Source organism: Macromonas bipunctata, assembly GCF_002837135.1.
Taxonomy (GTDB): Bacteria; Pseudomonadota; Gammaproteobacteria; order Burkholderiales; family Burkholderiaceae_C; genus Macromonas_A; species Macromonas_A bipunctata.
On the sequence record NZ_NWBQ01000081.1, the window covers coordinates 1 to 14,177 of the forward strand.

Here is a 14,177-nt window from a genome sequence, read left to right on the forward strand (position 1 = left end):
GGTAAATGCGATTGCCCTGTGGTGGAGACCAAGGCCAAGATGGAAGCCCGTATCCTCGGTTAAAATACAAGGGTACGACCGCTTAACGGCGGTACGACCTCCACTAAGGATTTGCCCAGCCCTCAACCGGCTGGGCTTTTTTTTGCCCGTCTGCGGGTCTGGGGCGACTACGGGGCGCTCAACGGGGGCCAGGCCACGTCAATGGCCTGGCGTGGTGTGCCGATGGGGCGGCTGCTGTGGCCTTGCTGCGTGGCGCGGATGTCTTCCTCGCTGGGGTAGTGGCCCAGCAACAGGTAGTCGAACACGCGCCGCGCAATCGGGGCGGCGCTGCCGGCGCCAAAGCCCGCGTTTTCCACGATCACCGCCAGCGCCACGGCCGGATCCTCGGCGGGGGCAAAGGCAATGTAGAGCGCGTGGTCGCGCTTGTGCTCTTCGAGCCGGCGCGCGTCGTAGCGGTCTTTTTGCCCGATGGTGACGGCCTGCGCGGTGCCGGTCTTGCCGCCGCTGCGGTAGGGCGCGCCGGCAAACACCTTGGTCGAGGTGCCTTCGGTGGTCACGCCTTCCATGGCGTTGAGCACAGCCTGGATGTGCGCGGGCTTGTAGCCCAGGTCCACGCCGGTGTGGTCGCCGGCGGTGGAGGTGGCGCCGGCGCGCGCCTGCGTGGCCAGCGTGATGCGTGGCCTGTGCTTGATGCCCCGGTTGGCCAGTGTGGCGGTGGCGTGCGCCAGCTGCAGCATGGTGAAGTTGTTGTAGCCCTGACCTATGCCCAGCGACACGGTCTCGCCCGCAATCCAGCGTTGCTGCTCGGGGCGCTTGTAGGCGCGGCGCTTCCAGGCCTGGTTGGGCAGCAGCCCGCGCACCTCGCCCTTGAGGTCGATGCCGGTGATCTGGCCAAAGCCCAGCGGCAGCATGAAGTCGTGCATCGCCTCCACACCCATCTCGTTGGCCAGCGTGTAGTAGTACACGTTGCTGGACTTGACGATGCTGCGGTGCAGGTCCACCCCGCCCAGCGCGTGCGCGCCGTGGCTGCGGAAGCGGTGCTTGCCCAGCAACCAGTAGCCGGGGTCGTTGACGATGGTGCCCGCGCGCCGTATGCCCAGCTCCAGCCCGGCCAGGCCCATGAAGGGCTTGTAGGTGGAGCCCGGCGGGTAGGTGCCGCGCAGCGCGCGGTTGAGCAGCGGCTTGTCCAGCGACTCGTTGAGCGCGCGCCAGTTCTCGACGTCGATGCCCTCGACGAACAGGTTGGGGTCGAACGTGGGCTTGCTCACAAAGGCCAGCACTTCGCCGTTCTTGGGGTTGATGGCCACCAGCGCGCCCCGGCGCTGGCCGAACAGGTCCTCCACCATCTTCTGCAGCTTGATGTCGATGGACAGCACCACCGTGTCGCCCGGCGTGGGGTTGGTGTGGGCCAGCAGGCGCACCGCGCGCCCGCCGGCGGAGGTCTCGACGCGCTCGAAGCCGGTCTTGCCGTGCAGTTGCTGCTCGTAGCTTTGCTCCACGCCCAGCTTGCCAATGTGCTCGGTGCCCCGGTAGTTGGCCTGTTCCTCCTCGGGCCAGTCCTCCATCTGCTCCTTCTCGCGCATGTTGATGCGCCCGATGTAGCCGATGACGTGGCTGGCGGTGTCGCCCAGCGGGTAGTGGCGAAACAGCCGCGCCTGCACGTCCACGCCCGGAAAGCGGTAGCGCTGCGCGCCAAAGCGGGCCACCTCGTCGTCGGTGAGGCGGGTGCGGATGGGCAGCGAGTCGAAGCGCTTGGACTCCTCCAGCAGCTTCTTGAAGCGGCGGATGTCGCGCGGCTGGATCTCGACCAGCTGGCCCAGCTCGGCAATGGTGGCGTCCAGGTCGGCCACGCGCGAGGGCGTGATCTCCAGCGTGTAGGCCGAGTAGTTGTTGGCCAGCACCACGCCGTTGCGGTCCAGGATCAGCCCGCGCGGCGGCACGATGGGCAGCACGGCGGTGCGGTTGGTCTCGGCCTGGGCGCGCAGCTCGTCGTGGCGCTGGATCTGCAGGTACACCATGCGTGCGGCCAGCAGGCCAAAGCCCAGCAGCACCACCGCCGCCGCCACCCACACCCGCAGCCTAAAGCGGTGCAGCTGGCTTTCAACGTCTTGCAGCTCGATCATGCGCGTGTATGGGGCCGTGTCATACGGGCTCAGATGGGGCGGGTGTCGTCGGGGTTGTGCGCGCGGCGCTGCGGTGCCAGCAGCAGCGCGGTGGCCACCGGCCACAGCAAGGCCTCGAGCACCGGCCCCCACAGCAGGTGCCAGCCGATCCAGCCATCGCCCAGCGCCAGGCGCGCCAGCATCTGCAGCAGCTGCGCCAGCAGCAGCAGCGGCAGCACGTGCAGCGCCTGCAGCTCGGCGGCAAACCACAGCAGGCGCCGCCGGATCAGCCAGCCCAGGTAGCCCAGTACCGCGTAGGCCAGCGCGTGCTGGCCCAGCACCGCGCCCTGGTGCACGTCCATCAGCAGGCCCAGCCCGAAGGCCACGCCCACGCCCACCATGTTGGGCTGGTGCACGGCCCAGAACACCAGCGCCAGCGCCAGCACGTCGGGCAGCCACACCGACGCCGTGCCCAGCCCCAGGTGCAGCAGCAGGTTGAGCAGCAACGCCAGCAGCAGCGAGCCCGCCACGAACCAGGGGTTGGCGGGCAGCAGCAGCGGTTCACCGGGGCGCATGATCATGGGGGCGAGCTCCGGCGTGGGCGGGCGGGGGGCGGGGTGGTGGCGGCACTGGTCTCGGCGCTGATCTGGGGCCGCGCGCTGCCGTGCGGCTTGAGCACCAGCACCTGCAGCGTGTTGGAGGGCTGCGACAGCGGCGCGCACTCGATGCGGGCAAAGCCCGAGTCGGTGCGCCGCTGCACCGACACCACGCGCGCCACCGGCAGGCCCGGCGGGTAGATGCCGTCCACGCCGCTGGTGGTCAGGATGTCGCCCGGCTCCATGTCGGCGTTGACCGAGACAAAACGCAGCTCCAGGCGCTGGTTGTCGGCGCTGGTCATGCCGTAGGCCAGACTGCGCTGGCCGGTGCGGGCGTTCACCACCGGAATCGCCTGGTCGTGGTCGATCAGCAGCGTGACCTCCGACAGCAGCGGGTAGGCCCGCGTCACCTGGCCCAGCACGCCGTAGCCGTCCATCACCGGCGAGCCCGCCACCACGCCGTGGCTCTGCCCCCGGTTGATGACCACCTTGTGGCGGTACGGGTCGGGCGATTCGTACAGCACCTCGGCGCCCTGGGCCTGGGCTGGCAGGTGCGCGCGCAGGCTCAGCAGGGCGCGCAGCTGGCGGTTTTCCTGGCTCAGGTGTTCCACCAGCGCGGCGCGCTGCACCTGGCGCGTGAGTTCGGCGCGCGCGGCGTGGGCCGCTTGCTGGGCGGCGTCCAGGCTGCCCATGTAGTGCGCCACGTGGTGCACCCCACGCACCGGCTGCAGGGCCAGCCATTGCAGCGGGTACAGCACCCCGGCCAGGCCAACGCGCAGGGGCTGCGCCCACTGCAGCCGCGCGTCGGCCACCATCAGCAGCATGGCCAGTGCCCCCAGCACCAGCAGCCGCGACAGCGGCGACGGCCCGCGCTTGAAGAACGGCGGGGGCGTGCGGTCCACGGTGCCCAGTTCCATCGTCTGGCCGACGGTGTGCGGGGCCGCGCGTTATTCGTTGGTGAAGATGCTGCCGCCCAGGCGGTCCATGCGCTCCAGCGCCATGCCGCAGCCGCGCACCACGCAGGTCAGCGGCTCCTCGGCCACCAGCACCGGCAGGCCGGTCTCTTCCGACAGCAGGCGGTCCAGGTCGCGCAGCAGCGCACCGCCGCCGGTCAGCATCATGCCGCGTTCGGCAATGTCGGCACCCACCTCGGGCGGGGTCTGCTCCAGCGCGGTCTTGACGGCGCCCACGATCTGGTTGATCGGGTCGGTCAGGGCCTCGAGCACCTCGTTGCTGCTGATGACGAAGCTGCGCGGCACGCCCTCGCTGAGGTTGCGCCCGGTGATCTCGATCTCCTTGGCCTCGCCGCCGGGGAAGGCCGAGCCGATCCGGTTCTTGATGAGTTCGGCCGTGGGCTCGCCCACCAGCATGCCGTAGTTGCGGCGGATGTAGTTGATGATGGCCTCGTCAAAGCGGTCGCCGCCCACGCGCACGCTGCCCTTGTAGACCATGCCGCCCAGGCTGATGATGCCGACTTCGGTGGTGCCGCCACCAATGTCCACCACCATCGAGCCCGAGGCCTCGCTCACCGGCAGGCCCGCGCCCAGCGCGGCGGCCATCGGCTCCTCGATCAGGTACACCTCGGACGCACCCGCACCCAGGGCGGACTCGCGGATGGCGCGGCGCTCCACCTGCGTCGAGCCGCACGGCACGCACACGATGATGCGCGGGCTGGGCTTGAGCATGGAGCGCGGGTGCACCATGCGGATGAACTGCTTGAGCATCTGCTCGGTGACGGTGAAGTCGGCAATCACGCCGTCCTTCATGGGGCGGATGGCCTCGATGTTGCCGGGCACCTTGCCCAGCATGGCCTTGGCCTCGTGGCCCACGGCCTGGATGGTTTTCTTGCCGCTGGGGCCGCTTTCGTGGCGGATGGCCACCACGGACGGCTCGTCCAGCACGATGCCCTTGTTGCGGGCATAGATCAGCGTGTTGGCGGTGCCCAAATCAATGGCCAAGTCGGTGGAAAAGTGCCGACGGAATGCTTCGAACATGGTGGGGGTATCCTGTGCTGCGCGGCCAGCCGGCGTCCGTGCGCGGACCCAGCCCGTGTGCAGCAAGTAAGGGGGAGCTGTAAAGTCAAGGACGGGAAGGTGCTGGCGTGGCGGCGGGTACACAATGGCCCCCGCGCAGACGATGCGCCAAACGCAGGATAATACCGCAACGCCCGCGCCCCGCCCTTGGCGCGGTTGCGCTTTTTTGTAACTTCGGACACCCCCCTGCATGTCACTGACCCTGCAAGACATTGGGCGCATTGCCCACCTGGCGCGGCTGGAGCTCGACGAGCCCCAGGCCCAGCGCATGCTGACCCGGCTCAACGGCTTCTTCGACATCGTGGCACAGATGCAGGCCGTGGACACCACCGGCGTGGAGCCACTGGCGCACCCCACCGCCGTGATCGACCACGTGGCACTGCGCCTGCGCGACGATGTGGTGAGCGAACCCAACCAGCGCGAGGCCAACCAGCGCAGCGCCCCCGCCGTGGAACGTGGCCTGTTCCTGGTGCCCAAAGTCATCGAATGAGCAACAGCATGAGCACACACGATTTGCACCAGCTCGACGTGAGCGCGCTGGCCGCACAATTGGCCGCCGGGGCGGTCTCCAGCGTTGAAGTGACCCAGCACCTGCTGGCCCGCGCCCAGGCCCATGCCCATTTGGGCGCGTTTTTGGCGTTGGACGAAGAAGTGAGCCTGGCCCAAGCCCGTGCCGCCGATGCCCGTCTGGCCGCCGGTGAACGCACGCCGTTGCTGGGCGTGCCACTGGCGCACAAGGACATCTTTGTCACCCAGGACTTTCCCACCACCGCGGGCAGCAAGATGCTGCAAGGCTACCGCAGCCCGTTCGATGCCACCGTGGTGGCTCAACTGGCCGCTGCTGGGGCTGTGACGCTGGGCAAGCTCAACCTGGACGAGTTTGCGATGGGGTCGGGCAACGACAACTCGGCCTATGGCGCGGCCCGCAACCCGTGGGACGTGGAGCGCGTGCCCGGCGGCTCTTCGGGCGGTTCGTCCGCTGCGGTGGCGGCGCGGCTGGTGCCTGCGGCCACCGGGACCGACACCGGCGGCTCCATCCGCCAACCGGCCAGCTTTACCGGCATCACCGGCATCAAGCCCACCTATGGCCGCTGTTCGCGCTACGGCATGGTGGCCTACGCTTCCAGCCTCGACCAGGCTGGCCCGATGGCCCGTAGCGCCCGCGACTGCGCCCTGCTGCTGAGCGCGATGGCTGGCCCCGACCTTGACCGCGACTCCACCAGCCTCGATCACCCGGCGCAAGACTACGCCGCCGCACTGGATCAACCGCTGGCCGGTGCCACCGCCGCCCAGCCACTCAAGGGCTTGCGCATTGGTCTGCCGAAAGAATTTTTTGGCGACGGTTGCGCGCCCGATGTGCTGGTCGCCATCCGCGCTGCGCTGACCGAATACGAGCAACTGGGTGCCACGCTGGTGGATGTGAGCCTGCCGCGCACCGAGTTGTCGATCCCGGCTTACTACATCATCGCCCCCGCCGAGGCCAGTTCCAACCTGAGCCGCTTTGACGGGGTCAAGTTCGGCCACCGCGCCGCGCAGTACGCCGACTTGCTCGGCATGTACAAAAAGTCGCGCAGCGAAGGTTTTGGGGCCGAGGTGCAACAGCGCATCCTGATGGGTGCCTACGTGCTCAGCCACGGTTATTACGACGCTTACTACCTGCAAGCGCAAAAAATCCGCCGCCTGATTGCCGACGACTTCCAAGCCGTGTTCCAGCAATGCGACGTGGTTGCGGGCCCGGTTGCGCCCAGCGTAGCCTGGAAGATTGGTGAAAAATCCGCCGATCCGGTGGCCGCGTATCTGGCCGACATTTACACCCTGTCCACCTCGCTGGCGGGGCTGCCCGGCATGAGCGTGCCGGTGGGCTTGGGGGCGCATGAAATGCCCGTCGGCTTGCAACTGATCGGCAACTACTTTGACGAAGCGCGCTTGTTGGCCGTGGCCCACCACTTCCAGTGCGCCACCGATTGGCACACCCGTGCGCCGCAGGGTTATTGAACGCAGCAGCGAGGCAACACCATGAGCAAATCCAAGCAAACCTCCCTGCTGGTGCATGGCTACGAAGTCGTGATCGGCTTTGAGACCCACGCCCAACTCTCCACGCAGAGCAAAATTTTCAGCCGCGCTTCGGTGGCGTTTGGGGCCGAGCCCAACACCCAAGCCTGTGCGGTGGACATGGCCTTGCCCGGCACCTTGCCGGTGATGAACAAGGGTGCGGTGGAGCGCGCCATCCAGTTTGGGCTGGCCGTGGGTTCCCACGTTGCCGAGCGCAGCATCTTTGCGCGCAAAAACTACTTTTACCCCGACCTGCCCAAGGGCTACCAGATCAGCCAGTTCGAGATTCCGGTGGTGCAGGGCGGCGAGGTCTCGTTCTTTTTGGGCGACGAGAAAAAAACCGTGCGTCTGGTGCGCGCGCACCTGGAAGAAGATGCGGGCAAATCGCTGCACGAGGACTTCCACGGCCAGTCGGGCATCGACCTGAACCGCGCGGGCACGCCGTTGCTGGAAATTGTGACCGAGCCCGACATCCGCTCCAGCGCCGAGGCCGTGGCCTACGCCAAGGAACTGCACAAGATCGTGACCTGGATCGGCATCTGCGACGGCAACATGCAGGAAGGCTCCTTCCGTTGCGATGCCAACGTCTCGGTGCGCAAGCCCGGCGCGCCCTTGGGCACCCGGCGCGAGATCAAGAACCTGAACTCGTTCAAGTTCATGCAGCAGGCGATTGACTTTGAAGTGCGCTGGCAGATCGAGCAGATCGAGGACGGCTATGAGATCGAGCAGGCCACCGTGCTGTTCGACCCCGACACCGGCGAAACCCGCGCCATGCGCACCAAGGAAGACGCGGCCGACTACCGCTACTTCCCCGACCCCGACCTGCCGCCGCTGGTGATTGGGCGCGATTGGGTGGAGCAAGTGCGTGCCGACATGCCAGAGCTGCCCCGAGACTTAGAGCGCCTTTATGTTGAAGAGTACAGCTTGACACCATACATGGCAAGTCAAGTGGTATCAACTTATGCAAAAGCACTATTTTTTAATTCTGCCGTAATTCAAAACGGCGATACTGATGCCATATCTGCTGCTCAGCTTGATGATCCAGAGTTTTATAAACCTTTTGCTCGTCGAGTTGCTGTATGGATATCAGGTGAAATAAGCAGGGTGATGAATGAAGAGGGAGGGCCGGATTGGCAATTCTGGATTGATCCTGTAACATTGGCCAGAATAGCTTTGCGAGAGCAAGAGGGAGTTATCTCTGGAAAAGCTGCCAAAGAAATTTTCGATTATATTTGGAAGAAGGGGCGTGATGAGAAAGCCAATGCACCGCCTGATTTGGTCGATAGTTTGATTGAAAGTAAAAATTTGAAGCAGATAGATAATGCGGATGAGCTTAGATCTATTGTTGCTGAAGTTATTTCAAAAAATTCTGATAGCGTTTCTCAGTATAAATCTGGCAAAGAAAAGGCGTTTAATTCCTTGGTTGGGCAAATTATGAAGATGACTAAAGGAAAAGCCAATCCGACCCAAGTTAATTCTGTCCTCAAAGAGATGTTGTCTTTGTAATTTTGTATTAAAGCTTGTTGCAAAATATTGCAACAAGCTTTTTATTTATTATCTTTTTAAAAAATGAGTAAAATTTTTTATAACTCGAAATTTTTCCTTGTATTTATATTATTTAATCTATTTTTGATTGGAGGTGTGTCAGCACAAGCGAAAAATTATTCTAATCAAAAGAGTCCTGGTTCCTTTGTGTATCAGAAAAATTCTGAATCGATTGTGCTGATTGATGCAAAAAGTTCCGGTGGCCGCCAACAAGGGAGTGGAGTGGCTATCAGGAATGGATCTAATAAGAAAATTGGAAACACGCACGTTCCATCTTTGACTTGGGTTGTTACAAATGCCCATGTTGTAAAAGATGCCAAGTATGTGGATGTAATAGCAAACGGACTAACGTATAAAGGTGAAGTCGTTTTTCGTGATGAAAAAATAGATGTTTCTTTTTTATATGTTGATAATGCTGTGATTAAGCCGGTAAATTGGAGTGAAAAAGCTAAATCAGTTTTTCCTGGTGATGTTGTTTTTGCACTTGGCGCTCCTAAAGGGTTAACAACATCAATTACAGAAGGTATTGTTTCTGCAGTTCGAGATGTTGGTGGTGTTAACTTAATTCAAACTACTGCAGCTATATCGCCCGGCAGTAGTGGTGGCGGCCTATTTTCTGCATCGGGTGAAATATTGGGGATTACAACTTTTAAAATATTGGGAGGTGATTCTCTAAATTTTGCTATTGATATTTCTCGAGTAAAGAGAATGCTTGATGCGTATGATGCGGCTTCTTTGTTAAAAGGGCAAGTCGATTCTGAATTCCTCTCATTTTTTGGCGATGATTTTGCCCGATGGCTGTATTATTCTGCTGGGAAAACAAATGGGACTGTCTTGGAAGAGTTTGAGTATTTTGAGGAAAAACTTTTTAGTAAAAAAATAAGTTTCGAAGAGTATTTTGAGAAAGAGCGAGATATTATTTCTCGCTATATTAATTATATTGATGAAATTAAATCTAAATCAGGCCAGCGTAGTGAAAAAATTCTTGAAGAATCCCAATCTAAATTAGTGTTGGTTTGTAAGATTTTCTCGTCTGAAGGAAGTATACTAGGGTCTAAATCTTTTGAGGTTGATTTTTCAAAAAAATCTATAAATGGATTTCCTGCAAAAATAAATTCAAGAGAGATGAAATACTCTTTTAAAAATAAAAACAATGTGGAAATAACTACGACATTTAATCGTGATTCTGGATCTTTGTTGGTTATTTTTAATAATTCTTTAATTAATGGATCCTGCTCTAAGTCAGAAGGCCCACTATTTTAAGTAAAGTAAGGCGAAAATTAGTAGCCAAAAATAAGAAATGTGATATTTTGCTAGTTAGGAATTTCGAACTTAAAACCATCCAAGATCAATTTTTCTGATCTGATGTGCTGGCCCACAGCCGGCGCAGTTGCTCCAGTTCCGCGTCAAAGCGGGTTTGGATTTGCTGCTTTTCCTGCGTTTGTTGCTCCAACTGCACCGCCAGCTTGTCGCGCTGCTGTTGGTTGTCGCGCTGGCGCTGTTGTAGCCAAGCCGGTGCTTGTTTGGGGTTGTGCTGGTAGAACTCCATTTCGGCATCCACCTCGCGCTGTTGCTTGGCCAGCGCCTCGTGGTGCTGTTCCAGCCCTTGCATCAGGGTGTGCCATTGTTCCAGCGCGGCGGTGCGGGCCTGTTCGTGGCTGGCTGGGGTGGGGTAGCGCGCCAGCAAAGCGCGTTCTTGGCGGCGGCGTTCTTGGGCTTCGGCCTGTTGCCGTGCTTGCGCTTGGCGTTGTGCTTCGGCTTGGGCGCGTTCTTCTGCCGTCAGCGGGCGCGCAATGATGCGTTTGACGTTGCCGTTGGGGCCCAGTTCACGCTGTTCGCGGTCCATGCACTCGGGGATGGGCCGGTCGGAAGTGCGGTAGCGGCCCTGCGCGTCGGTGCAGGTGTAGATGCTGGCCGCCAGTGCGGGGCAGGCCAATGCCGCTGTGCCAGCGGCCAGCCACAGCGCGCGGGTTGGCATCTCAGGTCACGCCGTAGCGGTCGCGGTAAGCTTGCACACGGTCGCGGTGCGCGCTGGCTTCGCCGCCGGGCTGGGTTTGCAGGTACTGCAACAGGTCGCTCAACTGGGCGATGGCGCACACGTGCAGCCCCAGTTGGTTGCGCACGTACTGCACGGCGCTGTACGGCACGTCTTTCACGCTGCCATCGGCTTGTTGCTCGGTGGCCATCTCTTGGCGGTCCAGCGCAATGGCCACAGCGTACGGGGTGGCACCCGCGGCCTGGATCAACGCAATCGATTCGCGCGCGGCGGTGCCAGCGCTCATTACGTCGTCGATGATGAGCACGCGCCCCTGCAATGGTGCGCCCACCAGGGTGCCGCCCTCGCCGTGGTCTTTGGCTTCTTTGCGGTTGTAGGCAAACGGCACATTGCGGCCTTGGCGCGCCAGCTCCACCGCCACGGTGGCGGCCAGCGGGATGCCTTTGTAGGCCGGGCCAAACACCATGTCAAAGGCTATGCCGCTGGCCAGAATGCGCTGGGCATAGAAAGCGGCCAGGCGGTTCATCTTGGCACCATCGTCAAACAGCCCGGCGTTGAAGAAGTACGGGCTCATGCGCCCGGCCTTGGTCTTGAACTCGCCAAAGCGCAACACGCCCGATTCGACCGAAAATTGCACAAAGTCCTGCGCCAGTGCGTCTTGCGTGGTTGCGGGGGTGTTTGCTTCAACCATGATGGAAATATGTCCTTGTTCAAACTGACCAGCCTCAACCTCAACGGCATCCGCTCCGCCACCTCCAAGGGGCTGGCGGATTGGGTCGCGGCCACTGCGCCCGATTGTATGGCGGTGCAAGAGCTCAAGGCCCAAGCGCCGGATGTGGCGGGCAAGTTCGAGCAACTGGCCGGGCTGCAAGGTTACTTTCAATATGCGGTCAAGAAGGGCTATTCGGGCGTGGGGCTGTACACCCGGCACGAGCCCAGCGATGTGGTCGTGGGCATGGAGCACCCCGGTTTTGACGATGAGGGCCGCTACGTGGAGCTGCGCTTTGACACGCCCACGCGCAAGTTCAGCCTCATCAGCAGCTATTTTCCCAGTGGCTCGTCGGGCGAGGAGCGCCAGCAGGCCAAGTTCGAGTTTCTGGCCTGGATCTACCCGCGCCTGCAAGCCTTGCGCGCCGAGCGCGAGTTCATCTTGTGCGGGGATGTCAACATTGCCCACCAAGAAATCGACCTGAAGAACTGGAAAGGCAACCTGAAAAACAGCGGCTTTTTGCCCGAGGAGCGGGCCTGGATGACGCGTCTGCTGGCCGAGGCCGGGCTGGTGGACGTGTACCGCCAGCTCCACCCCAGCGCCACCGCCGAGGCCTACACCTGGTGGAGCAACCGGGGCCAGGCCTGGGCCAACAACGTGGGCTGGCGCATCGATTACCACTTGGCCACGCCCGCTGTGGCCGCCACGGCGCAGCGCGCCAGTGTGTACAAGGCGCATCGCTTCAGCGACCACGCCCCGCTGACGGTGGAGTACGGCCTGGCGCTGTGAGCCGGTGTCGTATTTGACACACGGCTTGACGCACGCCTGGTGCCATGGCCGTGCCAAAATGGCCGTTTTTATAACTGCACCGTGGGAGTGGCTGTGGGCCTGAAGATTGCGACGCTGTTTGCGCTGATCATCCTGGTCAGTCTGGTGCTGGCGGCGGCGTTGGCGGTGGCCTCGCACGGGCGCACCAGCGTGCTGCGGTTGTGGGTTGCCGGGCTGGTGGCGCACGGCGTGGCGTATGTGCTGTTTGCGTTGCGCGGGCAGGTCAGCGACTGGTTGTCGGTGGTGCTGGGCAACACCTTGCTGGCGCTGATGTTTGCGCTGTTTGCCCTGGGGGTGGCGCGCTTCCAGCAGCGCCCGCTGCACCACGCCTGGCTGTGGGGGCCCATGCTGCTGATTACGTTGGTCACGGCGCTGTTGATGCACCACAGCGCGGCCCCGCGCGTGGTGGTGGCGGGGCTGCTGTTTGCGGCGCAGTCGGGGCTGGCGTGCTGGATGCTGTGGCAGCGGCGGCGCCAGACCGCCGGGCGCGGCCAGTACATCCTGATGGCGGGCTTTGCCTTCATCATGGCCATCTTTGCGCTGCGCATTGGCGCCACCTTGAGCGGCGATGTGCAGATGGTGTCCATCATCGAGAACAATCCGGTGCAGCAGCTCACCTTTCTGGCGGTGGTGGTGGCGCTGATGCTGCTGGCCATGGGGCTGGCGCTGATGGTGCACGAACGCTCGCAGGCCGAGCTGCTGCACACGCAGGCGCTGCTGCAGCAGCAGAACCAGGCGCTGGGCCAGTACGCCGCCGAGCTGCAGCAGGCCAACGAGAAGCTGGCCACCCTGTCCATCACCGACGGCATGACCGGGTTGTTCAACCGGCGCCACTTTGACCAGGTGATGGAGGCCGAGTGGGCGCGTGCGCTGCGCCAGCGCGGGGTGTTCTCGGTGCTGATGACGGACGTGGACTGCTTCAAGCTCTACAACGACCACTATGGCCACCAGGCCGGGGACGCCTGCCTGATCCAGGTGGCGCAGGTGCTCAAGGCCTTTGCCCGCCGCCCGGGCGATGTGGCGGCGCGCTACGGCGGCGAGGAGTTTGTGCTGCTGCTGGCCCAGGCCGATGCGGCCAGCGTGCAGCAGGTGGCCGAGTCCATACGGCAGGCGGTGCAGGCGCTGTGCGTGCCGCACAAGCCCTCGCCGTGGGGGGGTGGTGACGGTCAGCGTGGGGGTGGCCTCGGTGGTGGCGCAGCCGCACCTCAGCGCCGAGGACGTGCTCAAGCTGGCCGACGATGCGCTCTACGTCGCCAAGGCCGGCGGGCGCAATGTGGTGCAGGTGGCCTCAGGCGGGTAGCTGGTAGCCGTGCTGGCGGAACAGGCGCAGGCAGGCGTCCACCGCGTCGGCGTCGTAGGCGGTGCCGCGGCCACGCTCGATTTCGGCCAGCGCCGCGTCCACGCCCAGGCCCGGGCGGTAGGGGCGGTGCGAGCTCATGGCCTCCACCACGTCGGCCACGCCCAGCACGCGCGCCTCGGGCAGGATGGCATCACCGCGCAGCCCTTGCGGGTAGCCCGAGCCGTCCAGGCGCTCGTGGTGCTGGTGCACGGTGTCGGCAATGGGCCACGGAAACTGGATGGACTTGAGGATGTCGTAGCCGTTGGCGGCGTGTTCCTGGATCAGCGCAAACTCCAGCGTGGTCAGGCGCCCGGGCTTGCTCAGGATCTCGGCAGGCACCTTGATCTTGCCAAAGTCGTGCACCACGCTGGCCAGGTGCAGGCCCTGGATCTGGTGCGCGGGCCACTGCAGTTCTTGCGCGATGGCACTGGCCAGGTGCGCCACGCGGCGCTGGTGGCCGGCGGTGTAGGGGTCGCGCATTTCCACCGTGGCGCCCAGCACGGCCACAAAGTCGAGCAGCGTGCTTTGCAGCTGGTGCTGGCTGGCCTCGAGCCGGGCGGTGCGTTCGGCCACCACGTCTTCCAGGTGGTGGCGCAGGCGCTGCATTTCCAGGTGGGTGCGCACGCGCGCCAGCAGCTCCTCGCGCTGGAAGGGCTTGGTCACGAAGTCCACCGCGCCCAGCCCGAAGCCGCGCAGTTTCTCGTCGGTGTCGGTCAGCGCGCTGACGAAGATCACCGGCACCGGCGCGGTGGCGGGGTCGGCCTTGAGGCGGCGGCAGACTTCGAAGCCGTCCATCTCGGGCATGCGGATGTCGAGCAGCACCAGCTCGGGCGGGCTGTGTTGCGCCGAGCGCAGCGCCAGCTCGCCGTTGATGGCGGAGCGCACCTCGTAGCCCTCGGCCTTGAGCAGCTCGGTCAGCAGTTTGAGGGAGGCGGGGGTGTCGTCCACCGCCAGGATGGTTCCGGAGTCGGGCATGG

General features: G+C 62.8%; 13 protein-coding genes and 1 pseudogene. 7 read left to right on the forward strand and 7 right to left on the reverse strand.

All coding sequences use genetic code 11. From position 1 onward, the window contains the following. Positions 1-167: 167 nt before the first annotated feature. Genes mrdA through CON76_RS11315 form a run of 4 tightly spaced genes read right to left on the reverse strand, consistent with a single transcriptional unit; the run spans position 168 to position 4,692 of the window. Positions 168-2,123, reverse strand: a complete 1,956-nt coding sequence (gene mrdA, locus CON76_RS11300) for a penicillin-binding protein 2 (RefSeq protein WP_101103452.1) — start codon at positions 2,121-2,123, stop codon at positions 168-170. Positions 2,124-2,152: 29 nt separating this feature from the next. Continuing rightward, complete coding sequence (mreD, locus tag CON76_RS11305; protein ID WP_101103453.1) at positions 2,153-2,683, reverse strand: rod shape-determining protein MreD; 531 nt, start codon at positions 2,681-2,683, stop codon at positions 2,153-2,155. After that, positions 2,680-3,615, reverse strand: coding sequence for a rod shape-determining protein MreC (gene mreC, locus CON76_RS11310; protein ID WP_101103454.1), 936 nt, complete (start codon positions 3,613-3,615; stop codon positions 2,680-2,682). Before mreC ends, mreD begins: the two co-directional genes overlap by 4 nt. A gap of 30 nt (positions 3,616-3,645) precedes the next feature. Then, positions 3,646-4,692 carry a rod shape-determining protein gene (locus CON76_RS11315; RefSeq protein ID WP_101103471.1) on the reverse strand — a complete coding sequence of 349 codons (1,047 nt, stop codon included), beginning with the start codon at positions 4,690-4,692 and terminating at the stop codon, positions 3,646-3,648. Between the two features lie 229 nt (positions 4,693-4,921). Here CON76_RS11315 and gatC point away from each other — a divergent pair, with 229 nt between their 5' ends. From gatC to CON76_RS11335, 4 genes are all read left to right on the forward strand, one after another. After that, positions 4,922-5,221: an Asp-tRNA(Asn)/Glu-tRNA(Gln) amidotransferase subunit GatC gene (gene gatC / locus CON76_RS11320; RefSeq protein ID WP_101103455.1), complete on the forward strand. Its 300-nt coding sequence runs from the start codon at positions 4,922-4,924 to the stop codon at positions 5,219-5,221. 8 nt (positions 5,222-5,229) lie between these two features. Further along, the gene (gatA, locus tag CON76_RS11325) at positions 5,230-6,726 is read left to right on the forward strand and encodes an Asp-tRNA(Asn)/Glu-tRNA(Gln) amidotransferase subunit GatA (RefSeq protein WP_169929051.1); all 1,497 of its coding nucleotides are present in this window, start codon (positions 5,230-5,232) and stop codon (positions 6,724-6,726) included. A 21-nt stretch (positions 6,727-6,747) separates the two neighbouring features. Beyond that, positions 6,748-8,289 carry an Asp-tRNA(Asn)/Glu-tRNA(Gln) amidotransferase subunit GatB gene (gatB, locus tag CON76_RS11330; RefSeq protein WP_101103457.1) on the forward strand — a complete coding sequence of 514 codons (1,542 nt, stop codon included), beginning with the start codon at positions 6,748-6,750 and terminating at the stop codon, positions 8,287-8,289. Between the two features lie 63 nt (positions 8,290-8,352). After that, positions 8,353-9,591, forward strand: coding sequence for a S1C family serine protease (locus CON76_RS11335; protein WP_101103458.1), 1,239 nt, complete (start codon positions 8,353-8,355; stop codon positions 9,589-9,591). Positions 9,592-9,676: 85 nt separating this feature from the next. Here the strand turns inward: CON76_RS11335 and CON76_RS11340 are convergent, their stop codons facing one another. After that, positions 9,677-10,306: a DUF4124 domain-containing protein gene (locus CON76_RS11340; protein WP_101103459.1), complete on the reverse strand. Its 630-nt coding sequence runs from the start codon at positions 10,304-10,306 to the stop codon at positions 9,677-9,679. A gap of 1 nt (position 10,307) precedes the next feature. Further along, positions 10,308-11,015, reverse strand: a complete 708-nt coding sequence (pyrE, locus tag CON76_RS11345) for an orotate phosphoribosyltransferase (RefSeq protein WP_101103460.1) — start codon at positions 11,013-11,015, stop codon at positions 10,308-10,310. Positions 11,016-11,030: 15 nt separating this feature from the next. On the opposite strand from pyrE, the gene CON76_RS11350 reads away from it, so the two are divergent. The 3 genes and pseudogenes from CON76_RS11350 to CON76_RS13875 all read left to right on the forward strand — a co-directional run bounded on the left by CON76_RS11350 (position 11,031) and on the right by CON76_RS13875 (position 13,161). Beyond that, on the forward strand, positions 11,031-11,822 hold the full coding sequence (locus CON76_RS11350; protein ID WP_101103472.1) for an exodeoxyribonuclease III: 792 nt from the start codon (positions 11,031-11,033) through the stop codon (positions 11,820-11,822). A 708-nt stretch (positions 11,823-12,530) separates the two neighbouring features. Beyond that, a pseudogene (locus CON76_RS13725) lies at positions 12,531-12,989 on the forward strand (diguanylate cyclase); the annotation flags it as partial. Beyond that, on the forward strand, positions 12,931-13,161 hold the full coding sequence (locus tag CON76_RS13875) for a diguanylate cyclase domain-containing protein (RefSeq protein WP_101103461.1): 231 nt from the start codon (positions 12,931-12,933) through the stop codon (positions 13,159-13,161). The pseudogene CON76_RS13725 and the gene CON76_RS13875, both read left to right, overlap by 59 nt. Here the strand turns inward: CON76_RS13875 and CON76_RS11365 are convergent. After that, positions 13,150-14,175 (reverse strand): HD-GYP domain-containing protein, encoded by a 1,026-nt coding sequence (locus CON76_RS11365; RefSeq protein WP_101103462.1) that lies wholly within the window; start codon positions 14,173-14,175, stop codon positions 13,150-13,152. The two genes, CON76_RS13875 and CON76_RS11365, sit on opposite strands and share 12 nt — an antisense overlap. Positions 14,176-14,177: the final 2 nt, after the last annotated feature.

Coding starts and splice junctions, on each gene's coding strand:
- mrdA (WP_101103452.1), bottom strand. CDS start 2,123: ATGATCGAGCTGCAAGACGTTGAAAGCCAGCTGCACCGCTTTAGGCTG.
- mreD (WP_101103453.1), bottom strand. CDS start 2,683: ATGATCATGCGCCCCGGTGAACCGCTGCTGCTGCCCGCCAACCCCTGG.
- mreC (WP_101103454.1), bottom strand. CDS start 3,615: ATGGAACTGGGCACCGTGGACCGCACGCCCCCGCCGTTCTTCAAGCGC.
- CON76_RS11315 (WP_101103471.1), bottom strand. CDS start 4,692: ATGTTCGAAGCATTCCGTCGGCACTTTTCCACCGACTTGGCCATTGAT.
- gatC (WP_101103455.1), top strand. CDS start 4,922: ATGTCACTGACCCTGCAAGACATTGGGCGCATTGCCCACCTGGCGCGG.
- gatA (WP_169929051.1), top strand. CDS start 5,230: ATGAGCACACACGATTTGCACCAGCTCGACGTGAGCGCGCTGGCCGCA.
- gatB (WP_101103457.1), top strand. CDS start 6,748: ATGAGCAAATCCAAGCAAACCTCCCTGCTGGTGCATGGCTACGAAGTC.
- CON76_RS11335 (WP_101103458.1), top strand. CDS start 8,353: ATGAGTAAAATTTTTTATAACTCGAAATTTTTCCTTGTATTTATATTA.
- CON76_RS11340 (WP_101103459.1), bottom strand. CDS start 10,306: ATGCCAACCCGCGCGCTGTGGCTGGCCGCTGGCACAGCGGCATTGGCC.
- pyrE (WP_101103460.1), bottom strand. CDS start 11,015: ATGGTTGAAGCAAACACCCCCGCAACCACGCAAGACGCACTGGCGCAG.
- CON76_RS13875 (WP_101103461.1), top strand. CDS start 12,931: ATGCGGCCAGCGTGCAGCAGGTGGCCGAGTCCATACGGCAGGCGGTGC.
- CON76_RS11365 (WP_101103462.1), bottom strand. CDS start 14,175: ATGCCCGACTCCGGAACCATCCTGGCGGTGGACGACACCCCCGCCTCC.